Consider the following 21,381-nt stretch of genomic DNA (forward strand, 5'->3'; position numbering starts at 1 on the left):
GCGGCAGTCCTCGCCAACCCGCTACAATGGCCATCTTACCTTCTATGGATCAGCCCATGAGTGAAATCGTCCTCTATCACAATCCGCGCTGCTCGAAATCGCGGGCGGCGCTTGAGCTGCTGCAAAGCCGCGAGCTAGCCGTGTCGGTGGTGCCCTACCTGGACACGCCGCCGGACGCCGCGACCCTGCGCGCACTGCTCGCCAAGCTGGGCCTGGAGGCGCGCCAGTTGCTGCGTACCGGCGAGGAGATCTATCGCGAATTGAACCTCGCCGATCCGACGCTGGACGAAGACACCCTGATCGCGGCCATGGCTGCCCACCCCAAGCTGATCGAGAGACCCATCGCCGTGCGCGGCTCACGCGCCGTCGTCGGTCGTCCCCCCGAGCGTGTCCTGGAGATCCTGCAATGACCCCCGAAGCCTATGTCCTGGTGCTCTACTACAGCCGCCATGGCGCCACCGCCGAGATGGCTCGCCAGGTCGCCCGCGGGGTGGAGATGGGCGGCATGGCCGCGCGCCTGCGCACCGTGCCGGCGGTCTCCGCCGAGTGTGCCGCGGTCGCCCCGGCCGTGCCCGAGCAGGGCGCGGTCTACGCCACCCTAGACGACCTGCGCGACTGCGCCGCGCTCGCCCTGGGCAGTCCGACGCGCTACGGCAACATGGCCGCCGCCATGAAGTATTTCCTGGATGGCACCAACAGCCTCTGGCTGACCGGCGCCCTGGTGGACAAGCCTGCCGGCGTCTTCACCTCCACCGCCAGCCTGCACGGCGGCCAGGAGAGCACCCTGCTGTCCATGGCCCTGCCACTCCTGCACCACGGCATGCTCATCACCGGCCTGCCCTACAGCGAGAGCGCCCTGCTGGAAACCAAGGGTGGCGGTACGCCCTATGGGCCGAGTCATTTCGCCGGGGCGGATGGCAAGCGCGCACTGGACGAGCAGGAAACGGCGCTGTGCCGGGCCCTGGGCAAGCGCCTGGCGACCCTGGCGGGGCGCCTGCAAAAGTAGCGGTAGCCGGCACGGCTACCAGCCCATGATTTCCTTGACGAAGGGAATGGTGAGCTTGCGTCGCGCCTGCAGCGAGGCCTGATCCAGGCGTTCGAGCATGTCGAACAGGGCGTCCATGCTGCGGGTGTTGCGCGAAAGGATGAAGCGGCCGACCTCGTCGGTCAGGTGCAGGCCGCGCCGAGAGGCGCGCAGCTGCAGGGCACGCAGCTTGTCTTCGTCGGACAGGGGTCGCAGCTGGAAGACCAGCGCCAGGGTCAGGCGCGATTTCAGATCGGCAAGTTGCACCGGCAACTGCCGTGGCGCCGCGGTGCTGGAGATCAGTAGCCGCTTGCCGGCATCGCGCAGGCGATTGAACAGATGGAAGAGCGCCTCTTCCCAGCGTCGTTGCCCGGCCAGGGCGTCGAGATCGTCGAGGCAGACCAGCTCGCACTGTTCGAGGTTGTCGAACAACTCCACGCCATAGTCGGCCAGTTCACCCATGGGCAGGTAGATGGCCCGCTCGCCCAGTTCCTCCAGGCGGTGGCAGGCCGCCTGCATCAGATGACTGCGACCGGCGCCGGCGCCACCCCAGAGATAGATCAGACTTTCCGTCCAGCCGGCATCCGCATCGCAGAGACGCTCGACATAGCCGAGCGCCGCGGCATTGGCGCCAGGATAGTAATTGACGAAGGTGGCGTCGTCACGCAGACGAATGCCCAGGGGCAGCTGTAAAGGCATCATGCCAGCTCGAACGGCTCTTGGCAGTTTCGCGAGGGCGCCAAGTCTAACCAAATCCCAGGTCCCTCGCAGCAGCCGCTTCAGTCTTGGGTGTCGGCCCTCATGGCCACCGGAAATACAGGGTGGTACGCGCCGGCTGGGCGGACGGCGCCGGCTGGGCCACAGGCGCGCTCGGCGCGGCCGTGGCGTCGACGGCTGCACCCTGGGTCGCCGGTGCCGGAGTGGCAGGGGCGACCGACGCGGAAGCGGGCTGCAGGCCGGCGAGACCGAGCTGTGCCTGCAACTGGTCGGGATTGGCGGTGAGGTCGTAGGTCAGCTGGGTCCCCTCGACCTTGACCAGGCGGCTCGACAAGGGCTCCAGGACTTTCTGCAGCTGGGCATAGCGCTCGAAGTTGGAGTTGTCGGCCACCAGCGTCAGCGGCTGGGTGGTGCCCGGACGGGAAACGAATTTCTTCGACAGGCGCGCGGCCACGTCCTGCAGGACGGCGGCGGCCAGGGCGTCCTGATCGGCCGCCTGGCTGCTGCCTTGCTCCGCGGCGCCGTTATTCCACAGGCGCCACTGGGCCTGCCAGCCACTGCCCTGGGGCTTGGCGTGCACCGCCAGCAGGGCATTGGCGCCATAGCGCTCGGAGGCCTGGCGCAGGGCGGTCGGATCGCTGGCGTCGATGTTGGCGGCGGTACCGGCCAGTTGCTCGTTGAGATCGGCCAGCGGCAGGCGGATCGGCAGGCCGGCGCGTTGGGCGCCACGCTGGACGCCGGTGCTGGCAGGCTGGCCATCACCTACCAGGGTCGCCCCGCTGTCGGCGTCGTTGAGCCACCAGATCATCACCACCGGACGATTGGCGCCCCATACCGAGAGCCCCGCCTGACCCAGGGCCCGCTCGGTGGCGGCCGGGTCGAAGTTGGCCACCAGCACCTCCGGCGGGCCGGCGTCATAGCTGTACTGGCTGATCAGGGATTCGGGTGCCGCCAGGGCACTGGCGAGACCCGGGGTCTGGCCGGCCTGGGGGTTGCCGGTCAGGCGTCCGGCTAGCACCTGCAGGGCGCGCTTGAGGGCGGCATTGCGCTCGTCCGGTTGTTGCGAGGTCACCGGCTCGCGGACCTGGTAGAGGTTGTCCACCACCTCGGCATGGGCGAGCGGACTCAGGACCAGCAGCGAAGCGAGCAACGGAAGGACGAGACGGCGCATGGCGATTCCATAGAAAGGGCAAGGGGCATACCTTAAAAGCCGCCCGACCCGCGAGCAAGGGCACTGGGTCGCGGGTGGCGCAGAAGGTAGTAGCGAACATTGCCCACCCGGCGAACGGATGGGCGATCAGGCTCAGACCCCAGGGCGCTGGCCGGGTGCCATCGCCACCCGGACCGGAGGCCGCGGCGGGCCGCGTGCTTTGGCACGGCTTCTGGTAAAATCGCCCGCCTCATTGCCGGCTGGCGCCAGCCGGCTCGTTTCGCCATTAGCCAAAGGCCAGGATTCATGAGCAAACAACCCCAGCTGAGCTACAAGGACGCCGGTGTAGACATCGACGCCGGTGAGGCTCTGGTAGAACGCATCAAGGGCGTCGCCAAGCGCACCGCCCGCCCGGAAGTCATGGGCGGCCTGGGGGGCTTTGGTGCCCTGTGCGAGATCCCGGCAGGCTATCGCCAGCCCGTGCTGGTCTCCGGTACCGACGGCGTCGGCACCAAGCTGCGCCTGGCCATGAACTTGGCCAAGCACGACAGCATCGGCATCGACCTGGTCGCCATGTGCGTTAACGACCTGGTGGTCTGCGGCGCCGAGCCGCTGTTCTTCCTCGACTACTACGCCACCGGCAAGCTCAACGTCGACGTCGCCGCCCAGGTGGTGACCGGCATCGGCACCGGTTGCGAACAGGCTGGCTGCTCCCTGGTGGGTGGCGAGACCGCCGAGATGCCCGGCATGTACGAAGGCGAAGACTACGACCTGGCCGGCTTCTGCGTCGGCGTGGTGGAAAAGTCCGAGATCATCGACGGTTCCAAGGTGACCACCGGCGACGCCCTGATCGCCCTGCCCTCCTCCGGCCCGCACTCCAACGGCTATTCGCTGATCCGCAAGATCATCGAGGTGGCCGGCGCCGACATCGAGAACATCCAGCTCGACGGCCAGCCGCTGACCGAACTGCTGATGGCGCCCACCCGCATCTACGTCAAGCCGCTGCTCAAGCTGATCAAGGACACCGGCGCGGTCAAGGCCATGGCCCACATCACCGGCGGCGGCCTGCTGGACAATATCCCACGGGTACTGCCCGAGGGTGCCCAGGCGGTGCTCGACGTCGCCAGCTGGCAGCGTCCGGCGGTATTCGACTGGCTGCAACAGCAGGGCAACGTCGACGAGACCGAGATGCACCGTGTGCTGAACTGTGGCGTGGGCATGGTCATCTGCGTGGCCCAGGATCAGGTCGAAGGCGCCCTGCAGGTGCTGCGCGCCGAGGGCGAGCAACCCTGGGTCATCGGCCGTATCGAACAGGCCGCCGAGGGCGCCGACCAGGTCGTGCTGAACAATCTGAAACAGCACGGATGAGCCCTGCCGACTGCGCCGTGGTGGTGCTCATCTCCGGCCACGGCAGCAACCTGCAAGCTCTGATCGACGCCGCGACCCCGCCCGTGCGGATCGCGGCGGTGATCGCCAACCGCGCCGAGGCCTATGGCCTGGAGCGGGCCCAGCAGGCCGGGATCGCCACCCAGGTGATCGACCACCGCGAGCATGCCGATCGCGAAAGCTTCGATGCGGCCCTGGCGGCTGCCATCGACGCCCAGGGCGCCGATCTGGTGGTGCTGGCCGGCTTCATGCGCATTCTCACGCCGACCTTCGTGCGGCGCTACCAGGGTCGTCTGCTCAATATCCATCCCTCGCTGCTGCCACTCTACAAGGGCTTGCACACTCACCAGCGTGCCCTGGATGCCGGCGATGCCTGGCACGGCTGCAGCGTGCACTTCGTCACCGAAGAACTGGATGGCGGTCCGGTCGTCCTGCAGTCGCGGGTGCCGGTACAGGCCGAAGATACGGCGGAGAGCCTCGCGACACGGGTACACGCCGCCGAGCACCTCCTTTATCCTGTGGCCGTGCGGTTGTTCGCCGAAGGTCGTCTGCGGCTGGGTACCCTGGGTGCCGAGCTCGATGGCGAGGCACTGCCGCCTACCGGGGCCACGTTGCCGTCGCTGACGGCCGCGGCCTCCCTTTCCTGATCCAAGGAGAAACTGATGCGACGTCTGTTGTTCCTATTGGCCACCCTCTGCAGTGCCTCGGCCTTCGCCTTCGACCTGCAGCCGTTCACGGCCAGCTACACCGCCGACTGGAAGCAGATGCCGGTCAGCGGCTCGGCCGAGCGCTCGCTGCAGAAGGAAGCCGATGGCCGCTGGGAGCTGAAGTTCGAAGCCTCCATGCTGGTCGCCGGCCTCAACGAGTCCAGCACCTTCCGCCGTGAGGGCGAAGCCTTCCTGCCGGACACCTACCAATACAAGCGCAGCGGGCTGGGCAAGAGCCGCGAGAGCGAACTGACCTTCGACTGGGCCGGCAAGAAGGTCACCGGCAAGGACAAGGATGATCCGGTCAATCTGACCCTGGATCGCGGTCTGCTGGACAAGTCGACCTACCAGCTCAAGCTGCAGCAGGACGTAGCGGACGGCAAGAAGAGCATGAGCTACCAGATCGTCGACGGCGACAGCATCGACACCTACGACTTCCGCGTCATTGGCCCGGAGCGCATCCGCACCCCGCTGGGTTTGTTCGATGCCATCAAGGTGGAGCGCGTGCGCGATCCCACCAAGAGCAGCCGCAAGACCGAACTGTGGTTCGCCAAGGATTGGGACTACCTGCTGGTGCGGCTCTACCAGCAGGAGAGCGACGGCAAGGAATACCAGACCAGCCTCAAGGAAGGCTCGGTCAACGGGCGCACGGTGAAAGGCGCCAACTGATCCCGGTAGTTGCAAAGACGCCCTCTTCGGAGGGCGTTTTCTTTTCAGTTGGGACCCGTCCGCTCAGGGATTCCACCAGCCCGGTCGCTGGTCGGCGAAAGAATGAAAGAGCGGCACAACGTCATCGTCGAGTCGATCCAGGCTACCCACCGCCAGGGCGAGAGTCGGACCGTCATCCACGGCGCCCAGCGTGGAACCGCAGTGCGGGCAGAAGGCTCGGCATGTCGTAGCCGAGGAGCGCCAGAGGGCCGGCTCGCCACCCGGACCGGTCCAGCGCAGCTGGGCCTTGTCCAACTCGATCCAGACCTGCGTCGGCGCCCCGGAATGCCGGCGGCACTGCTCGCAGGAACAGCTGTGGGGATCCCGTGGCGAGCCTGTCACGAGATAACGAATCTGGCCGCAGAGGCAGCCACCGGTGCGCGTGCTATCCATCAGGAGATGCCTCCTTGATCCTGTCCGGACGTGCGGGATTTCTCGTAGCGGACATCCGTCCCTTCGAGGGAAGCGACTCTATGCCAGCCGTGAGACCGGTAAAAGGCATTCGCCCGTATCACTGGGCGCCCATCGGTGACCAGCCAGATCAGGGCATGATGGCGGAACAGCGCGGTCTCGGCGGCGGCCAGCAGACGGGCGCCGAAACCCTGGCCTTGCCAGTCGGGTCTGACGAACAGAGCGAAGACCTCGCCATTCGCCAGATCGACCAGGCTGAAGCCCACCACCTCGCCTCCCACCTCCACTACCCAGGCACAGGGCTCGGCGGCGAGCAGCTCGGCGATCGATTCAGGGGTGATGCCCAATTCAGCGAGTTGCTCCCGGGTAAGGGCGTTGTCCGTGACCGCGGTACGGATGGCGAACAGCGCCTCTATGTCGGCCAGGGTGGCAAGCCTCAACTGAGCGGAGGCAGCGCAAGCGGTCACAGGGATTCTCCTGATGTCGGCATAGAGCGATGCCGATGATGACCATGAGCAGCGCGACAGATTGTCGCAGAAGTTGTAACGACTTGTTGCCGAGATACGCCTTGGTCCTGAAGCGAAACGCTCTAGTATGGGTTTTCAAGCCCTGCCGTAGCGCGGGCTCGACCAAGGAGATACAGCATGACCATTACCGTAACCGAACGTGACGAAGACCATATGTCCCGCGAAGCCCGTGGCCTGGGCATGCATCTGTGGGACGTGAAGCAGGAAGGGGAATTGGTCGGCGTCTACCAGAGCGAAGCCGATGCCCTGGAATACAAGGAGCAGATCGAACACGAAGGCGCGTCGCACGCCGAGTGAGTCGAAAGCCCTTTTTACCGACTGCCTGAAAAAGGCCCGCCTCTTGGAGGCGGGCCTTTTTCGTTACAGAGGTTCGCGGATGTTGGGCTTCGCTGCGCTCAGCGCCAACCTACGGCAGCCTCACCGTAGGTTGGGTTGAGATGGCTCCAGCGTCGAAGCCAAATAGAACGCTGCTGACCCTAGTGCAGCAGCTCGTCGGCGAAGACCTTGTCCAGGGTGATGGGCAGATCCCGGACCCGCTTGCCGGTGGCGTGGAAGATGGCGTTGGCGATGGCTGCCGCCACCCCGACGATACCGATCTCGCCAATGCCCTTGGCGCCCAGCGGATTGACGATCTCGTCGTGCTCCTCGACGAAGATCACCTCCAGCTGCTGGATATCGGCCTGCACCGGGAAGTGGTATTCGGCGAGGCTGTGGTTCATCCAGCGACCTTCGTGGGTGTCCATCATCCCCTCTTCCTGCAGGCCCATACCGATGCCCCAGACGATCCCACCGGCTACCTGGTTCTCGCCGGTCTTGAGATTCAGGATGCGGCCGGCGGCCACCGCGGTGACCACGCGACTGACCTGGACGCTGCCAAAGTCTTCGTCGACCTTGACCTCGACGAACACCGCCGAGTGGGTACCGGTGGCGTAGTTGTCGCGCTCTTCCGCCGGCTCGGCGCTGGCCAGGGTTTCCATGGACGGCGAACCCGAAGCCTTGAGGATGGCGGTGAAGTCGACGCGCTGGGCCGGATCGGTCTTGAGGCTGATGCCGCCATCGGCGAACACCACCTGCTCCAGTTCGGCCTTGGCCAGCGGGGAGTCGTCCATCTCCTTTGCCGCATCCAGCAGTTGCTGGCGCAGCTGGTCGCAGGCCAGTTTCACGGCGGTGCCTACCGAAGACACGGTAAAGGAACCGCCTTCGAGGGGTGCCTTGGGCAGGGTCGAATCACCGAGTTTGAAGGTCACCTTGTCCAGCGGCAGACCGAGGTTCTCGGCGGCGATCTGGGTCATCACCGTATAGGTGCCGGTGCCGATATCGGCCGTGGCACTGGCTACTACCAGGCTGCCGTCGATGTTCATCACCGCCTTGGCGGTGGCCGGTTGCTGCATGGCCTCCCAGACCCCGGTCGCCATGCCCCAGCCAACCAGTTGATTGCCATCGCGCATGGAACGTGGCGCCATGCTGCGCCGTTCCCAGCCGAAACGCTCGGCCGCCTGGCGATAGCATTCCAGCAGTTCCTTGCTGGAATAGGGCTTGCCCTTGGCCGGATCCGTGTCGGTGAAGTTGCGGATGCGCAATTCCAGCGGATCGATGTCGGCGGCATAGGCCAGTTCGTCCATGGCGCTTTCCAGCGCATAGACACCCAGCACCGCGCCGGGGGCGCGCATGTCCAGCGGGGTGTAGACGTCCAGCGCGGCCAGCTGGTAGGCCAGCTTGACGTTGGGACAGGCATAGAGCGATGCCGACCAGACCAGCACCATCTCGGTGAAGTCTTCGAACCGCGAGGTGATGCCCAGGGCGCTGTGATCGATGGCCTGCAGCTTGCCGTCGCTGTCGCAGGCCAGCTTGACCTGCTGATAGGTCTCGGGGCGATAGCCGAAGGTGAACATCTGCTGGCGGGTCAGGGTGACCCGTACCGAGCGCTTGAGCTGCAGCGCGGCCATGGTCGCCAGCACCAGCTGGTACTGCGGACGCAGACCGGACCCGAAGGCGCCGCCGACGAAGGGCGAGATGACCTTCACGTCGCCTTCGCCCAGACCGAAGATGCTGCTGACGAACTGGGCGCTGTTCTGTACGCCCTGGGTCTTGTCATGCACCGTCAGCTTGCCGTCCTTGTGGTAGATGACCGTCGAGGCGTGCATCTCCATGGGATTGTGGAATTCCGCCGCGGAGTGGTATTCGGCTTCGATGCGGGTAGGCGCCGCGGCCCAGGCTGCCGGGGCGTTACCCCGATTCTCCGGCAACTCCATGGGCGCTTCGTGGGCCTGGTCGCGAGCCTGGGCCAAGTCGGTGGCGTGCTCCTCTTCGCTGTATTGGGCGCGAATCAGCGCGGCGGCGTGACGTGCGGCCTCGAAGGTCTCGGCCACTACCAGGGCGATGGGCTGGCCACTGTAGAGGATGCGATCGTTGTACAACGGCCGAAAGGGCTTGCCGTCAGCCGCATCCATGTCGGTATAGCTCTCGTCATAGCTGGCCATCTTGGGTCGATTGAGGTGGCTGAGCACCTCGATCACGCCCGGCTGGGCCAGGGCTTCGCTAACGTCCAGGCCGAGCAGGCGACCCTTGGTGATGGTGGCGTTGACCACGAAACCAAAGGCCAGATCCGGCACGCTGAATTCGCCGGCATACAGCGCCTGGCCGGTGACCTTGAGCGGACCATCGACGCGGGGAATGGCTTTTTGCAGATGGACGACGGTCATTGCAGGGTACCTCCGGCGGCTTCGGTAAGGGCACGGACGATGGCGCGCCGGGCCAGTTCGATCTTGAAGCTGTTATGGGCGAAGCCCTGGGCGCCTTGTAGCAGGCGATCGGCCAATTGACCGAAGGCCGCCTTGTCCGCGACCTGGCCAACCAGCGCCTGCTCGGCCTCCGGCAGCCGCCAGGGCTTGTGGGCCACGCCACCCAGGGCGACGCGGACCTGCTTGATGCGCTCGCCATCCAGTTCTAGGGCTGCCGCCACCGAGACCAGGGCGAAGGCATAGGAGGCGCGGTCGCGGATCTTCAGGTAGGCGCTGTGGGCCGCCAGGCTTTCCACCGGCAGGGTCACGGCGGTGATGAGTTCGTCGGCCTCAAGGTTGGTGTCGCGCTCCGGGGTGTCGCCGGGCAGGCGGTGGAAATCGGCGAAGTCGATGACGCGATCACCCTGGGGCCCGCTTACCTCGACCTTGGCCTGTAGGGCGGCCAGGGCCACGCACATGTCCGAAGGGTGGGTGGCGATGCACTGCTCGCTGTGGCCGAGGATGGCGTGGATGCGATTCTGCCCTTCACGAGCGCCGCAGCCGGAGCCGGGTTCGCGCTTGTTGCAGGGGGTGCCCACGTCATAGAAGTAATAGCAGCGGGTGCGCTGCAAGAGGTTGCCGCCGGTGGAGGCCATGTTGCGCAATTGCGGGGAAGCGCCGGCGAGGATGGCCTTGGCCAGCAGCGGATAGCGGCGTTGCACCTCGGGGTGGTAGGCCACCTCGGCATTCTTGACCAGGGCGCCGATGCGCAGACCGCCTTCGGGGGTGGTCTCGACCTCGCGCAGGGGCAGGCCGTTGACGTCGATCAGTTGCTCGGGACGCTCGACGTTTTCCTTCATCAGGTCCAGCAGGTTGGTACCCCCGGCGATGAAGTGGGTCTGGGGACCATGCTGGCGGATGGCATCGGGCACGGCGTTGGGCTTGGCATAACCGAAGCGGTTCATTCGCGGCCCTCCCCTTGCTGGCAGGCCGGGCGCGCTCGTTCGATGGCGGCGCGGATGTTGCGATAGGCGCCGCAACGGCAGAGGTTACCGCTCATCTGCTCGGCTACCTCGGCCTCGCTGTGGGCGTGGCCCTCCTTGAGCATGCCGATCGCCGAACAGATCTGCCCAGGGGTGCAATAGCCGCACTGGAAGGCGTCTTCGGCGACGAAGGCGGCCTGCATGGGATGCAGCTGGTCGCCTTGGGCCAGGCCTTCGATGGTGGTGACCTCGGCGCCATCCTGCATGACCGCCAGGGCCAGGCAGCTGTTGATGCGGGTGCCGTTGACCAGCACGGTGCAGGCACCGCACTGACCGTGATCGCAGCCCTTCTTGGTACCAGTGAGATCGAGGTGGTCGCGCAAGAGATCGAGCAGCGTGGTCCAGGGCTCCACGGCGAGCTGCAGCTGCTTGCCGTTGAGGGTCAGGGCGATGGTATGGGACTCGGGTTCGGCCAGGGGCTGGAACTGGCGCGCGGGGGTGGCGTTCATGGCGGACCTCACGGTTAAAGCCGCGGGGTGCAGATTGCCCCCGTGGTCGGAATCAGGCGGTGACAGCGAAAGGCCACCTCAGGTAAGGGACTGCGCCCGACCGGAAGCGGTTCAGCACCCCTGCCCAGCGGTATTCAACGTCACGTTGAAGGCTGTTCAGCGAAGCGTTGGAAGGCCCGCTCCAGAGGGTTTCCGCCCGATCAGGACACATCTGGTATGGCGCTCCGCTGCGCCAGCGGCCCAGTGGCCTGAACCCCATAGGTTCGGGGGTAGTCATCAGAACTCCCGTGATGTGCCCCCAACGATGAGAATCCGACCATGGCTTCCGACTCCGATGCACGCTGGCGCCTGTCCCGGCGTCAGTTCCTCGGCACCTCCGCGGTGCTGGTGGCGACCAGCGCCATTCCCGGCTACACCTTTGCCCAGGCCAGCGGTGGCGCGCCCTTGACCCCCCAGGCCATCGCTGCCCGCCTGCCGCAGCTGCTGCCGCTGACCCTGCAGATCAATGGCGAGGCGCGCCGGCTCCGGGTCGACAGCCGCACCACCCTGCTCGATGCCCTGCGCGAAAACCTGCACCTCACCGGCACCAAGAAGGGCTGCGACCATGGGCAGTGTGGCGCCTGTACCGTGCTGGTGAATGGCCAGCGCATCAACAGCTGCCTGAGCCTGGCGGCCATGCATGAAGGCGACACCATCACCACCATCGAGGGCCTGGGCAACGCCGAGCGGCTGCATCCCATGCAGGCCGCCTTCCTGGCCAAGGACGGTTTCCAGTGCGGCTATTGCACGCCCGGGCAGATCTGCTCGGCGGTGGCCCTGCTGGACGAGGTCAAGGCCGGCATCCCCAGTCACGTATCAGCGCGGCTCGACGGGCCGATGCGCCTGAGCGAAGAAGAGATCCGCGAGCGCATGAGCGGCAATCTCTGTCGCTGTAGCGCCTATCCCAACATCGTCGCGGCCATCCAGATGGCGGGGGGCCAGGCATGAGGGTCTTCGACTATCAGCGCGTGCAGACCGAAGCCGAGGCCAGCCGCCAAGGGGCCCAGGCCGGTAGCCGCTTCATCGCCGGCGGCACCAACCTGCTGGACCTGATGAAGCTGGAGATCGAGACCCCCAGCCAGGTGCTGGACATCAATCGCCTGCAGCTAGATCAGATCAGCGCCACCGCGGACGGCGGCCTGCGCATTGGCACCCTGGTGCGCAACTCCACCCTGGCCGCCGACGCCCGGGTGCGTGAACGCTATCCGGTACTGTCCCGTGCCCTCTTGGCCGGCGCCTCGGCGCAGTTGCGCAACAAGGCCACCACCGGCGGCAATCTCCTGCAGCGCACCCGCTGCTCCTACTTCTACAACACCGCCATGCCCTGCAACAAACGCCAGCCCGGCAGTGGCTGTGCGGCCCTGGGCGGCTTCAATCGAATGAACGCGGTGCTTGGCGCCAGCGACCAGTGCATCGCCGTGCACCCCTCCGACATGGCGGTGGCCATGCGGGTGCTGGACGCCACGGTGGAAACCCGCGAAGCCACTGGCCGCACCCGGCGCATTCCTATCGCCGACTTTCATCGCCTGCCCGGGGACACCCCGCAGATCGAGACGGTGCTGCAACCCGGCGAACTCATCACCACAGTGACCCTGCCCCCGCCACCGCCCGGCATCCAGGTCTATCGCAAGGTACGCGACCGTGCCTCCTATGCCTTTGCCCTGGTGTCCATGGCGGCCATCGTCGAGCTGGACGGCACGCGTATCCGCAGCGGTCGCGCGGCGTTCGGCGGTCTGGCGCACAAGCCCTGGCGGGTAGCGGCGGCTGATCAAGCCTTTGCCGGCCAGGCGGCGGACGGTGATCTCGCCGCCGTTGGCGATGTCCTGCTCGCCGGCGCCCGTGGCTATGGCCACAACGACTTCAAGCTCGAGCTGACCCGCCGCGTCCTGCGCGCCGGGGTGGCCGACGCTCGCCACCAGGCCTGAGGACAGCAGCATGGAAATGAATGAACCCGCTGGCCGCAACCTGATCGATGAGAATCGCGGCGGCCTGATCGGCAAGCCCATCGATCGCGTCGACGGCCTGCTCAAGGTCACCGGCCAGGCGCCCTACAGCTTCGAATTCCGCAATGACCGCGTGGCCTACGGCTTCATCGTCGGTGCCACCATCGCCAAGGGCCGCATCAGCCGGCTGGACACCTCGGCCGCGGAGAGCGCGCCGGGCGTGCTCAGCGTGCTGACCTATCGCAACGCGCCGCGCCAGGCCGCCCGCGAGCCGGACAACAGCGGTCGCTTCACCCGGCCCAAGCCCTACCTCGACAGCGACCAGGTGCGCTATTTCGGCGAGCCGGTGGCCTTCGTGGTGGCCGAGACCTTCGAGGAGGCGCGCCTGGCGGCGGCCCTGGTGGAGATCGACTACGCGGCCGAACCGGGCGCCTTCGACCTCGCCGCCAACCTCGGCCAGGCGGTCAAGCCGCCGGATGCCGACCAACCCACCGACACCGCCTCGGGCGACGTCGACGCCGCCTTCGCCCGGGCGCCGGTCAAGCTCGACGAACGCTACACCACGCCCTACCACATCCATGCGCAGATGGAGCCCCACGCCAGCCTCGCCCAGTGGGACGGCGACCGGGTGACCCTCTATTGCTCCACCCAGTTCGTCGAGCAGGCGCAGAGTTGCGTGGCCAATACCCTGCAGCTGCCCAAGGAGAACGTGCGCATCGTGGCGCGCTATATCGGTGGCGGCTTCGGCGGCAAGTTGCCGATCTATGCCGACGCCCTGATCGGCGCCATGGCCGCTCGCGCCATCGGCCGGCCGGTCAAGGTCACCCTCACCCGCCAGCAGATGTTCCAGATCACCGACCACCGCTCGGCCACCATCCAGCGCATCCGCCTGGGCGCCGACCGCGAGGGCCGTATCCAGGCGATGGCCCATGAAGGCTGGTCCCATTCCGCCCGTGGCCTGACCTACTACGAACCCACCGGCCTGTCCTCGCGCACCCTCTATGCCGGCGATGACCGCCTGGTGGCGCACCGCATGGTCGAGCTGGACCTGCCGGAATCCGGCTCCTGCCGGGCGCCCGGCGAAGCCGTGGGCATGCTTGCCAGCGAAAGCGCCATGGACGAGCTGGCGGTCATGCTCGGTCTCGATCCCATCGAGCTGCGCATCCGCAACGAGCCCAGCCAGGATCCGGAAAAGCACATCCCCTTCTCTTCCCGCAAGCTGGTGGAGTGCATGCAGGACGGCGCCCGCCGCTTTGGCTGGAGCAGGCGCCAGGCCACGCCCGGTCAGGTGCGCGATGGCGACTGGCTGATCGGCATGGGCATGGCGGCGGCCAGTCGCGCCAACATGCTCAGGCCGTCCCAGGCCGGGGTACGTCTGGAGGCGGACGGCTCGGCCACGGTCAAGACCTCCATGACCGACATCGGCACCGGGACCTACACCATCCTGGCGCAGATCGCCGGCGAGTCGCTTGGCCTGCCGGTGGAGCGGGTCAAGGTGCTGCTGGGCGACAGCGACGACCCGGCCGGGGCCGGCTCCGGTGGTTCCTTTGGCGCCGCCAGTTCCGGTTCCTCGGTCTATGTCGCCTGCGAGAATCTGCGCCTGAAGGCGGCAGAGGCGGCAGGTCTGGATCCGGCCAGTGCCCGTTTCGTCGGTGGTCGGCTGATCGCCGACAACGGCAGTCGCGACCTCGCCGAACTGGCGCGCCAGCACGATCTCCAGGCCATCGGCGAGATCAAGCCGGGCCAGACCCTCAAGGACTATTCCCAGCAGGGCTATGGCGCCTTCTTCGCCGAGGTGGGGGTGCATGCCCTCACCGGCGAGATCCGCCTGAGGCGCATGCTCGGGGTGTTCGCCGCCGGGCGTATCCTCAACGAGAAGACCGCTCATTCGCAGATGCTGGGCGGGATGATCTGGGGGGTGGGCAGCGCCCTGCACGAAGACGGGGTGATCGACGTTCGCCACGGACACTTCGTCAACCACGACCTGGCCGACTACCACTACCCGTGCCACCTGGACATCCCCGCCATCGAAGCCCATTTCCTGCCGGAAGTGGACGACAAGGCCAATCCGCTGAAGATCAAGGGGGTTGGCGAACTGGGGATCTGTGGCGCCGGGGCGGCCCTCACCAATGCCGTCTACAACGCCTGCGGGGTGCGCATCCGCGACTATCCGCTGACGGTGGACAAGGTGCTGGCGGGCCTGAAGACGGCCTAGCGGCGGGCGGCGCGGTTCAGCGCGCCGCCTTGCCCCCTGCCCGGGTCGCCAGCAGCACCCCACCGATGGCGATCACCATGGCCACCCAGGCCAGCGGCGGCAGGGTCTCACCCAGCAGCAGCCAGGCGCTCAGGGCGGCGCCCGGCGGTACGCAAAAGAACAGCGCACTGACCCGCGCCGCCTCGCCGGCGCGGATCATCCACACCAGCAGGCTGATGGCCAGCAGCGAGTTGGCCAGCACCAGATAGGCCAGGGCACCGATAAAGGCCGGTGCCCAGTGCACCGGGCTGTGCTCGAACAGTAGCGCCAGAGGTGCGCAACACACCAGGCCGACGCTGTACTGCACCAGATTGTTGGTGACCGGATGCTGGGCCACGCCCAGGCGCTTTTCGTAGAGCACGGCGCTGGTCATGCCCAGCAGCGCGCCGACTGCCAGCAAGATGCCCGGGACGGACTCCACGGCCACGCTGGCCCGGGCCAGGATCACCCCGATGGCGCCGAGCAGGCCCAAGGCCAGCCCCAGCCACTGCAGCGGCGCTACCCGCTCGCCCACCAGCAGGGGTGCGCCCAGGGCCACCAGGATCGGCTGCAACGAGGCGACCATGGCCACCACGTTGGCCGAGGCGCCCAGCACCAGGGCGCCATAGCTCATGCCGAAATAGACGCCCTGGATGAGGAAGCCCACCACGGCCAGATTCGCCCACTCCCGCCGCGTACGCGGCAGTGGCGGGCGCAGGATGAGGAAGGCGACCAGCAGCACGCTGAAGGCCAGGGCATAGCGCATCGCCAGCAGGGTGAAGGGCGGTGCATAGGCCAGGCCCACCTTGGACACGGCGAATCCGGCGGACCACAGGGCCAGGAACACCAGGGGGATGAGGCGCAGCAACCAGGGATGCAGCGAGGTGGACGGCATCGGATTCTCAAGGCCAGGCGAGTCAGCGGGACGCCGTTCGCGAGCGGGAAGGATAGCTGACGATCAGCAGACCGCTGAGCACCAGGGCGGCACCGGCGAGAAAACCAGGGCCTGGGGTCTCGTCCAGCAGCCAGACGCCCATCAGTACTCCGAACAGCGGCGTCAGCAGGGTCAGCACCCCTAGGGGCGCGGCGCGATAGCGACTGAGCAGCACGAACCACCCCAGCAGACTGATGCCGGCGACGATGAACACCTGGAACGCCAGACTCGACCAGGCCAGGGAGTCGAGTGCTGCCAGATCCAGGCTCTTGCCAAGCGGGAGGGCCAGCGCCAGGAGCACCACCCCAGTCACCCCGAGTTGATAGAACAGGGTGCGCAGCGGCGGCGCCTCGGCCAGGGCGCTGCGGCGGATCAACACCGTGGTGGCGCCCCAGGCGGCGCCACCGACCAGGCCGATCAGATCGCCCTGCCAGCTGGTGCCGCCGCTCGGCTTGCCAATCAGGAAGGCACAGACCACGCCACTGGCCGCCAGCACCATGCCCAACCACTGACGCCCCGACAGCCGCTCGCCGGGCACCAGCCAGTGCAGGCCACAGGCGGCGAACAGCGGCGCCGTGTAGATGAACACCACCATGTGCGCGGCGCTGGTGTATTTCAGGCCCACCGCCATGCAGAGGAACTCCAGGGCGAACAGCGAACCGGCGAGCAGTCCGGGAATCAGCGTCTGGTCGCGCCCGAGGCAGCGGATGCCGCGCCAGCGTGCCAGGCCGTAGAGCAACCCGGCTGCCAGCAGCGAACGCCAGCCGATCTGCAGCAGCGGGTCGACCTGTTCGGCGATGGCCTTGATCGCCGTCTGCTGCAGGCCCCAGACCAGGCAGAGCGCCAGCATGACCAGCACGGCCGTGGCATCCAGCTCCTTGCGCATGAGCGTCGCTCCACGAATAAGTGAGCCTGAATGGTGACGGGGGCTGAACAGGTCGGACAAACGATGTTTAATGGGTGTCAGGCTCAGGAAAACTAAGGCTCAGCGTGACCACTCCCCTTCCCCTCAACGCCCTGCGCGCCTTTGCCGCCGCCGCGCGGCACCAACAGTTCGCCAGGGCCGCGGACGAGCTGCACGTCACCGCCGGCGCCATCAGTCGACAAATCCGCCTGCTCGAAGCCGAGCTGGGGCAACCGCTGTTCGAGCGTCTGCCCCAGGGGGTGCGGCTTACTGCCCAGGGTCGCGCCCTCGCGGCCGAGATAGCGCCGCACCTCGACGGCCTGGCCCGCGCTGTGGCCCGGGCACGGGTCAAGAGCAGTGTCCTGACCGTCAGCGCGCCGCCCACCTTCGGTCAGGAGTGGCTATTGCCGCGCTTGGAAGACTTCCAGCGACAGCATCCGGACATCGAGGTCTTTCTCGACGCCTCGTCCGCCATCGTGCCCCTGGGCACCGAGGGCGGTGCCCAGGCGGCGATCCGCTATGGCCGCGGCGATTGGCAGGACGGTGAGACCCGCCTGCTGCTGCACGAATGGATCTTTCCGGTGTGCAGCCCGGCGCTGATCCCGGCGCCGCTGGCAGAACCCGCCGCCTTGCTGGACTATCCGCTGCTGCATGCCGAATGGCCCGGCGGCTGGCGCTCGGGGCGTCCCAGCAGCCGCTTCAACGCCTGGCAGGATTGGTTCGCCAGCCAGCAGGTGCCTTTGGGCGATAGCCTGCGCGGCCCACGCTATTCCCTGAGCGGCATGGCCCTGCAACAGGCGGCGGCCGGCAAGGGCGTGGCCCTCGGCGGCTGCGTGCTGGCCCAACGGATGCTCGCCAGTGGTGCCCTGGTGCGGCCCCTGCCGGATCGGTTCAACCAGCTCTCGACCCAGGCCTACTTCCTGGTGTTGCCCAAAGGTCCGGTGGACGCCCCGGTGCAGCGCTGGATCGACTGGCTGCTGGTGCAGATCCGCCACTTCCGCGACACCCAGGGCGAGACCCAGGAGACCGGCGGCGCTTGGTGAGCGCCCTCCACTTGCGGCAGTCTGAAGGGATTGCCGTCCAGATAGCTGCCTCCATGTCCGCCTTCCGCCTGTCCTCGCTGCTGCTCGTCCTGACCGTTCCGCCCCTGGCGCTCGCCGCCGAACAGCCGCCTGCCGACTGCGATCGCCAGGGCAGCGAGGCCCAGTTGGCGGCCTGCGCCGCCGGGGATCTGGCCGCGGCCGAAGCCCGTCTGGCGGACGTCTACAGCCGACGGCTGGCTGCCACCGCCCCCACGCAACGCCCCGCCTTCGAGCGGCTGCAACAGCTCTGGCAAGACGACCGGGCGCCCCGCTGCGCCACCGCCACCCGCGGTTTCCAGGGCGCCATGCAGCAGCTGCAGTACCTGAGCTGTCTGAAGTCGGTGACCCTGCTGCGCCTGGACGATCTGCAACGGCAACTACCGCGGCGCGACTGACGTTTCGTCGCCGCCGCTGCTGTCCGGCGCCGGAACTCACTATCATGGCGCCCCGCTGTTGGAGTTCGCGATGTACGAGCGTTACCTGCCCCTGCTGGTCCTGGCCGGACTGCTGTTCCTGGGGGCACTGTGGTGGTGGCAACGCCGTCGCCAGGCCGCCTTTCCCTATCGCCAGGTCGAAGCCCTCTTCACCCCCGCCGAACAGGCCTTTCTCGCCGTGCTCGACGAAGCCGTGGGCGACGACTACCGGGTGTTCGGCAAGGTGCGCATCGCCGATGTGGTCCAGACCTTGCCGCTGCGCGATCGCCGCCGCTACCTGGTCGCGCAGAATCGTATCAACTGCAAGCACTTCGACTTCGCCATCTGCCGCCGCGACGACCTCGCCGTACACGCGGTGGTCGAACTCAACGACAGGTCGCACCTGCAGCGTCATCGGCAGCAACGCGACCGCTTCGTCCGCGCGGTGTGCGAGGCCGCCCAGTTGCGTCTGGTAGAGATCCCGGCGGCGGCGCGCTATTCCGCCAGTGCCATACACGACGCCGTGTTCGGCGGGCGCCGGCCGCGCAACCGTAAGGTAGCGCCCAACCAGGCGCTGGCGCCGGAGTGCCCCGAGTGCCAGGCGCCCATGGTCCGCCGCCGTGCGCGCAGCGGTCGCCACCAGGGGCGGGAATTCTGGGCCTGCTCGAACTACCCGGACTGCCGCGCCCTGCTCGACATCGAAGACTGACCAAGGGGCCCTGCCATGCGCTATCCCACCACTCCGGACGGTCGTTATTTCGTGGTCAGGGGCCGGCTCTGGCGCTGTACCGACCCCAGCCTGCCCGCCGACCGCCGCGACGCCCTGACCCATGAGCTGATGGACGCCCGCCGCCAGGTGGGTGTGGCCAAGCGCCAGGGTGATGACGCGGCCCTGCGCACCGCCCGCGCCGCGGTGGACGCCGCCAAGCATGCCCTGGGTGAACGCGGACCGGTCTGGTGGACCGATGGCGCACCCGATTACAACCGTCGGATGGCCAAGAACACGCCCTATGCCGACTGGTACCAGCAGCTGGCGGCGGAGGCTTCCTGACCTGCGCCGTGCGGCGTAAGGTGGAGGGTCGACTCCTCTTGCGAGCACCGCTCTTGCGTATCCGTCCCGCCTTCGTCACCGACCTCGCCGCCATCTGCCGCCTGGCCGAACAACTCGCCGAGCAGCATCACCGACAGGCCCCGGCGACCTTTGCCGCGCCCTCCGGCGGCTGGCGCGACCAGGACTACTGGGCCGCCCAGCTGGAGCCGGACGATGGGGTGATGTTCGTCGGCGAGGCCAGGGGCGAACTGGTGGGCTTCGTCACCGCACGACTGTCCGATACCCGCTCGATTTCCTTTCTGCAGCCCTTGGTCCTCTGCCGGATCGGCACCCTGGTGGTGGCCGCCAACCACCGACGGCTGGGCGTGGGCGCACGGTTGCTGGAAGCCGTGGAAGCCTGGGCCCGGGACAACGACGTCGACGAATTGCGCCTGGAGGTCATGGAATTCAACGAAGATGCCCAGGCGTTCTATGCACGCCAGGATTTCCAGGGCCAGTCACGGATCCTGGCCAAGGCATTGCGGTAGATGGGCGCTAGCGAATCGCGGCCATGGGCCGCTCCTACGGTCAGCACGAAGCGGTAGGAGCGTGAGTGGCTCGGCCTCGTAGGTTGGCGCTGAGCCCAGCGAAGCCCAACATGGCCAGATCGAGACTCTGCCGTTGGGCTTCGACGATGGAGCCGTCTCAACCCAACCTACGCGGGCACCGTAGGTTGGTGCTGAGCGTAGCGAAGCCCAACATCGTCGGACCCCTGTTGGGCTTCGACGATGGAGCTGTCTCAACCCAACCTACGTCGCGTGGCGGGCACGGGCACCGTAGGTTGGCGCTGAGCGTAGCGAAGCCCAACGTTGCCGGATCGAAGCCCCGCTAGGAGCCTTCGACGCTGACCCTACACACTCTCCCGGCTCACCAACTCGAACCCCAGGTCCACGCAGGTCGGTTGGCTGCGACCGTCGAGCAGGCCCAGCAGGAGGGTCGCCGCCTGGCGCCCCACCGCGGCGCGCGGGGTCTGGATGGAGGTCAGCCGGGGCACCGTGTGCGCCGAGCCGGGCAGGTCGTTGAAGCCCAGCACCGAGACCCGCTCCGGGATGGCGATTCCCAGCCGCTGGGCCTCGAACAGCGCGCCCTGGGCCAGGTCATCGTTGCAGAAGAACAGGCCGTCGACATCCGGCCGGCGGGCCAGCAGCTCGCGAAACTGCTGGGCGCCCAGGCCCACGGACGACGGCTGCGAATCCAGCACATCCAGACTCGGATCGTAGCAACCCGCCTCGCGCAGCACCTGGCGAAATCCTTCGCCCCGGGCCAGCGCCCGTGGGTCGAGCTGGGCGGCGACATAACCCAGCCGCTTGCGCCCCGCCGCCAGCAGATGGCGCGCCGCGGCAGCGCCGGCGGCATGCTGGGAAAAGCCCACGCTGGGCACCCCGCCAGCCGGATCCAGCTCCATCATATGCACCCGCGGTACCCCGCTAGCAGCCAGCAGCTGGCGTGCGGCGTCGGTACGGTCGAAGCCGGTCAGCAGCAGGCCCCGGGGCTGATAGGCCAGGTAGTTGCGGATCAGCTTCTCCTCCTCCTCGGGATCGTAGTGGTAGTTGCCGATCAGCACCTCCAGGCCACGGGGGCGCAGGATCTCGTGGATGGCCTCCAACGGCTCGATGAACAGATGGTTGGACAGCGAGGGGACCAGCACCACCACCGAGTGCCCCTGAGCCGAGGCCAGGGCGCGGGCGGCCGGATTGGTGACATAGCCAAGACGCGCGGCGGCTTCCTGCACGCGGGTGACCAGCTCGGGCGCCACGCTGGCGACACCACGCAAGGCCCGCGAGGCCGTGATGGGGGAAACACCGGCCTGCAGCGCCACCTCGGTAAGGGTGGGCCGACCGGAACTACGAGAACCCGTTCGATTCATTGTTATGGTTTCAGGCTTGTCAAGGACGGAGAAC

The 21,381-nt window shown here is 67.3% G+C and carries 24 protein-coding genes; 14 read left to right on the top strand and 10 right to left on the bottom strand.

All coding sequences use genetic code 11. The features are described 5' to 3' along the window. Positions 1–56 precede the first annotated feature (56 nt). Complete coding sequence (gene arsC, locus NRG74_RS10480) at positions 57–410, top strand: arsenate reductase (glutaredoxin) (protein WP_257706459.1); 354 nt, start codon at positions 57–59, stop codon at positions 408–410. Continuing rightward, positions 407–1,006, top strand: coding sequence for an NAD(P)H:quinone oxidoreductase (gene wrbA / locus NRG74_RS10485; RefSeq protein WP_017638944.1), 600 nt, complete (start codon positions 407–409; stop codon positions 1,004–1,006). The genes arsC and wrbA overlap by 4 nt, the downstream gene beginning before the upstream one ends. A 15-nt stretch (positions 1,007–1,021) precedes the next feature. On the opposite strand, the gene hda is transcribed toward wrbA, so the two are convergent. After that, complete coding sequence (gene hda, locus NRG74_RS10490) at positions 1,022–1,726, bottom strand: DnaA regulatory inactivator Hda (protein ID WP_064306685.1); 705 nt, start codon at positions 1,724–1,726, stop codon at positions 1,022–1,024. A 97-nt stretch (positions 1,727–1,823) separates the two neighbouring features. Continuing rightward, the gene (locus tag NRG74_RS10495) at positions 1,824–2,912 is read right to left on the bottom strand and encodes a DUF2066 domain-containing protein (RefSeq protein ID WP_257706460.1); all 1,089 of its coding nucleotides are present in this window, start codon (positions 2,910–2,912) and stop codon (positions 1,824–1,826) included. Between the two features lie 285 nt (positions 2,913–3,197). Between NRG74_RS10495 and purM the strand changes: the two genes are divergently transcribed. Genes purM through NRG74_RS10510 form a run of 3 tightly spaced genes read left to right on the top strand, consistent with a single transcriptional unit; the run spans position 3,198 to position 5,653 of the window. After that, positions 3,198–4,259 carry a phosphoribosylformylglycinamidine cyclo-ligase gene (gene purM / locus NRG74_RS10500; RefSeq protein WP_017638947.1) on the top strand — a complete coding sequence of 354 codons (1,062 nt, stop codon included), beginning with the start codon at positions 3,198–3,200 and terminating at the stop codon, positions 4,257–4,259. Beyond that, complete coding sequence (gene purN / locus NRG74_RS10505; RefSeq protein ID WP_257706461.1) at positions 4,256–4,924, top strand: phosphoribosylglycinamide formyltransferase; 669 nt, start codon at positions 4,256–4,258, stop codon at positions 4,922–4,924. Before purM ends, purN begins: the two co-directional genes overlap by 4 nt. A gap of 15 nt (positions 4,925–4,939) precedes the next feature. Next, a complete protein-coding gene (locus NRG74_RS10510; RefSeq protein WP_068385216.1) occupies positions 4,940–5,653 on the top strand; it encodes a DUF3108 domain-containing protein in 714 nt (237 codons plus the stop codon). Between the two features lie 63 nt (positions 5,654–5,716). Here the strand turns inward: NRG74_RS10510 and NRG74_RS10515 are convergent, their stop codons facing one another. Then, positions 5,717–6,085 carry a GFA family protein gene (locus NRG74_RS10515; protein ID WP_064306687.1) on the bottom strand — a complete coding sequence of 123 codons (369 nt, stop codon included), beginning with the start codon at positions 6,083–6,085 and terminating at the stop codon, positions 5,717–5,719. Further along, on the bottom strand, positions 6,085–6,570 hold the full coding sequence (locus NRG74_RS10520) for a GNAT family N-acetyltransferase (RefSeq protein WP_257706462.1): 486 nt from the start codon (positions 6,568–6,570) through the stop codon (positions 6,085–6,087). Before NRG74_RS10520 ends, NRG74_RS10515 begins: the two co-directional genes overlap by 1 nt. 177 nt (positions 6,571–6,747) lie before the next feature. Here NRG74_RS10520 and NRG74_RS10525 point away from each other — a divergent pair, with 177 nt between their 5' ends. Further along, complete coding sequence (locus NRG74_RS10525; RefSeq protein ID WP_133859723.1) at positions 6,748–6,927, top strand: hypothetical protein; 180 nt, start codon at positions 6,748–6,750, stop codon at positions 6,925–6,927. 179 nt (positions 6,928–7,106) lie between these two features. Here the strand turns inward: NRG74_RS10525 and NRG74_RS10530 are convergent, their stop codons facing one another. Genes NRG74_RS10530 through NRG74_RS10540 form a run of 3 tightly spaced genes read right to left on the bottom strand, consistent with a single transcriptional unit; the run spans position 7,107 to position 10,842 of the window. Continuing rightward, on the bottom strand, positions 7,107–9,332 hold the full coding sequence (locus tag NRG74_RS10530) for a xanthine dehydrogenase family protein molybdopterin-binding subunit (RefSeq protein WP_257706463.1): 2,226 nt from the start codon (positions 9,330–9,332) through the stop codon (positions 7,107–7,109). Then, positions 9,329–10,315, bottom strand: a complete 987-nt coding sequence (locus tag NRG74_RS10535) for an FAD binding domain-containing protein (RefSeq protein ID WP_257706464.1) — start codon at positions 10,313–10,315, stop codon at positions 9,329–9,331. The genes NRG74_RS10530 and NRG74_RS10535 overlap by 4 nt, the downstream gene beginning before the upstream one ends. Next, complete coding sequence (locus tag NRG74_RS10540) at positions 10,312–10,842, bottom strand: (2Fe-2S)-binding protein (protein ID WP_257706465.1); 531 nt, start codon at positions 10,840–10,842, stop codon at positions 10,312–10,314. Before NRG74_RS10540 ends, NRG74_RS10535 begins: the two co-directional genes overlap by 4 nt. Before the next feature lie 318 nt (positions 10,843–11,160). Here NRG74_RS10540 and paoA point away from each other — a divergent pair, with 318 nt between their 5' ends. The 3 genes from paoA to NRG74_RS10555 are packed head-to-tail and all read left to right on the top strand — an operon-like array spanning position 11,161 to position 15,039. Continuing rightward, positions 11,161–11,829, top strand: a complete 669-nt coding sequence (gene paoA / locus NRG74_RS10545; protein ID WP_257706466.1) for an aldehyde dehydrogenase iron-sulfur subunit PaoA — start codon at positions 11,161–11,163, stop codon at positions 11,827–11,829. Continuing rightward, a complete protein-coding gene (locus NRG74_RS10550; protein ID WP_257706467.1) occupies positions 11,826–12,806 on the top strand; it encodes an FAD binding domain-containing protein in 981 nt (326 codons plus the stop codon). Before paoA ends, NRG74_RS10550 begins: the two co-directional genes overlap by 4 nt. Positions 12,807–12,816: 10 nt before the next feature. Then, the gene (locus NRG74_RS10555; RefSeq protein WP_257706468.1) at positions 12,817–15,039 is read left to right on the top strand and encodes a xanthine dehydrogenase family protein molybdopterin-binding subunit; all 2,223 of its coding nucleotides are present in this window, start codon (positions 12,817–12,819) and stop codon (positions 15,037–15,039) included. 16 nt (positions 15,040–15,055) lie between these two features. On the opposite strand, the gene NRG74_RS10560 is transcribed toward NRG74_RS10555, so the two are convergent. Both NRG74_RS10560 and NRG74_RS10565 read right to left on the bottom strand, forming a co-directional pair. After that, entirely contained in the window at positions 15,056–15,952 is an 897-nt protein-coding gene (locus NRG74_RS10560) for a DMT family transporter (RefSeq protein WP_257706469.1), read from the bottom strand. Between the two features lie 22 nt (positions 15,953–15,974). Beyond that, positions 15,975–16,877 carry a DMT family transporter gene (locus NRG74_RS10565; protein ID WP_257706470.1) on the bottom strand — a complete coding sequence of 301 codons (903 nt, stop codon included), beginning with the start codon at positions 16,875–16,877 and terminating at the stop codon, positions 15,975–15,977. 104 nt (positions 16,878–16,981) lie between these two features. Here NRG74_RS10565 and NRG74_RS10570 point away from each other — a divergent pair, with 104 nt between their 5' ends. The 5 genes from NRG74_RS10570 (at position 16,982) to NRG74_RS10590 (ending at position 19,968) form a co-directional block, all read left to right on the top strand. After that, a complete protein-coding gene (locus NRG74_RS10570) occupies positions 16,982–17,938 on the top strand; it encodes a LysR substrate-binding domain-containing protein (protein ID WP_257706471.1) in 957 nt (318 codons plus the stop codon). Positions 17,939–17,991: 53 nt separating this feature from the next. After that, entirely contained in the window at positions 17,992–18,372 is a 381-nt protein-coding gene (locus NRG74_RS10575) for a lysozyme inhibitor LprI family protein (RefSeq protein WP_160922816.1), read from the top strand. Between the two features lie 70 nt (positions 18,373–18,442). Next, positions 18,443–19,099 carry a DUF2726 domain-containing protein gene (locus NRG74_RS10580; protein WP_257706472.1) on the top strand — a complete coding sequence of 219 codons (657 nt, stop codon included), beginning with the start codon at positions 18,443–18,445 and terminating at the stop codon, positions 19,097–19,099. 15 nt (positions 19,100–19,114) lie between these two features. After that, positions 19,115–19,441 carry a hypothetical protein gene (locus NRG74_RS10585; protein WP_160922814.1) on the top strand — a complete coding sequence of 109 codons (327 nt, stop codon included), beginning with the start codon at positions 19,115–19,117 and terminating at the stop codon, positions 19,439–19,441. A 53-nt stretch (positions 19,442–19,494) separates the two neighbouring features. After that, positions 19,495–19,968, top strand: coding sequence for a GNAT family N-acetyltransferase (locus NRG74_RS10590; RefSeq protein ID WP_017638965.1), 474 nt, complete (start codon positions 19,495–19,497; stop codon positions 19,966–19,968). A gap of 362 nt (positions 19,969–20,330) precedes the next feature. On the opposite strand, the gene NRG74_RS10595 is transcribed toward NRG74_RS10590, so the two are convergent. Further along, positions 20,331–21,347 carry a LacI family DNA-binding transcriptional regulator gene (locus tag NRG74_RS10595; RefSeq protein WP_068385162.1) on the bottom strand — a complete coding sequence of 339 codons (1,017 nt, stop codon included), beginning with the start codon at positions 21,345–21,347 and terminating at the stop codon, positions 20,331–20,333. Positions 21,348–21,381 lie beyond the last annotated feature (34 nt).

Origin of the sequence: Pseudomonas oryzihabitans (assembly GCF_024652905.1) — a bacterium.
In the GTDB taxonomy this organism is placed as follows: domain Bacteria; phylum Pseudomonadota; class Gammaproteobacteria; order Pseudomonadales; family Pseudomonadaceae; genus Chryseomonas; species Chryseomonas benzopyrenica.

What these genes read in the sequence shown, in the direction of transcription:
- purN (WP_257706461.1), top strand. Translation starts at nt 4,256, where the DNA reads ATGAGCCCTGCCGACTGCGCCGTGGTGGTGCTCATCTCCGGCCACGGC.
- NRG74_RS10540 (WP_257706465.1), bottom strand. Translation starts at nt 10,842, where the DNA reads ATGAACGCCACCCCCGCGCGCCAGTTCCAGCCCCTGGCCGAACCCGAG.
- NRG74_RS10580 (WP_257706472.1), top strand. Translation starts at nt 18,443, where the DNA reads ATGTACGAGCGTTACCTGCCCCTGCTGGTCCTGGCCGGACTGCTGTTC.
- wrbA (WP_017638944.1), top strand. Translation starts at nt 407, where the DNA reads ATGACCCCCGAAGCCTATGTCCTGGTGCTCTACTACAGCCGCCATGGC.
- NRG74_RS10535 (WP_257706464.1), bottom strand. Translation starts at nt 10,315, where the DNA reads ATGAACCGCTTCGGTTATGCCAAGCCCAACGCCGTGCCCGATGCCATC.
- NRG74_RS10595 (WP_068385162.1), bottom strand. Translation starts at nt 21,347, where the DNA reads ATGAATCGAACGGGTTCTCGTAGTTCCGGTCGGCCCACCCTTACCGAG.
- NRG74_RS10555 (WP_257706468.1), top strand. Translation starts at nt 12,817, where the DNA reads ATGGAAATGAATGAACCCGCTGGCCGCAACCTGATCGATGAGAATCGC.
- NRG74_RS10565 (WP_257706470.1), bottom strand. Translation starts at nt 16,877, where the DNA reads ATGCGCAAGGAGCTGGATGCCACGGCCGTGCTGGTCATGCTGGCGCTC.
- NRG74_RS10560 (WP_257706469.1), bottom strand. Translation starts at nt 15,952, where the DNA reads ATGCCGTCCACCTCGCTGCATCCCTGGTTGCTGCGCCTCATCCCCCTG.
- NRG74_RS10550 (WP_257706467.1), top strand. Translation starts at nt 11,826, where the DNA reads ATGAGGGTCTTCGACTATCAGCGCGTGCAGACCGAAGCCGAGGCCAGC.
- NRG74_RS10530 (WP_257706463.1), bottom strand. Translation starts at nt 9,332, where the DNA reads ATGACCGTCGTCCATCTGCAAAAAGCCATTCCCCGCGTCGATGGTCCG.
- NRG74_RS10525 (WP_133859723.1), top strand. Translation starts at nt 6,748, where the DNA reads ATGACCATTACCGTAACCGAACGTGACGAAGACCATATGTCCCGCGAA.
- NRG74_RS10515 (WP_064306687.1), bottom strand. Translation starts at nt 6,085, where the DNA reads ATGGATAGCACGCGCACCGGTGGCTGCCTCTGCGGCCAGATTCGTTAT.
- NRG74_RS10510 (WP_068385216.1), top strand. Translation starts at nt 4,940, where the DNA reads ATGCGACGTCTGTTGTTCCTATTGGCCACCCTCTGCAGTGCCTCGGCC.
- NRG74_RS10575 (WP_160922816.1), top strand. Translation starts at nt 17,992, where the DNA reads ATGTCCGCCTTCCGCCTGTCCTCGCTGCTGCTCGTCCTGACCGTTCCG.
- arsC (WP_257706459.1), top strand. Translation starts at nt 57, where the DNA reads ATGAGTGAAATCGTCCTCTATCACAATCCGCGCTGCTCGAAATCGCGG.
- hda (WP_064306685.1), bottom strand. Translation starts at nt 1,726, where the DNA reads ATGATGCCTTTACAGCTGCCCCTGGGCATTCGTCTGCGTGACGACGCC.
- NRG74_RS10585 (WP_160922814.1), top strand. Translation starts at nt 19,115, where the DNA reads ATGCGCTATCCCACCACTCCGGACGGTCGTTATTTCGTGGTCAGGGGC.
- paoA (WP_257706466.1), top strand. Translation starts at nt 11,161, where the DNA reads ATGGCTTCCGACTCCGATGCACGCTGGCGCCTGTCCCGGCGTCAGTTC.
- NRG74_RS10495 (WP_257706460.1), bottom strand. Translation starts at nt 2,912, where the DNA reads ATGCGCCGTCTCGTCCTTCCGTTGCTCGCTTCGCTGCTGGTCCTGAGT.
- purM (WP_017638947.1), top strand. Translation starts at nt 3,198, where the DNA reads ATGAGCAAACAACCCCAGCTGAGCTACAAGGACGCCGGTGTAGACATC.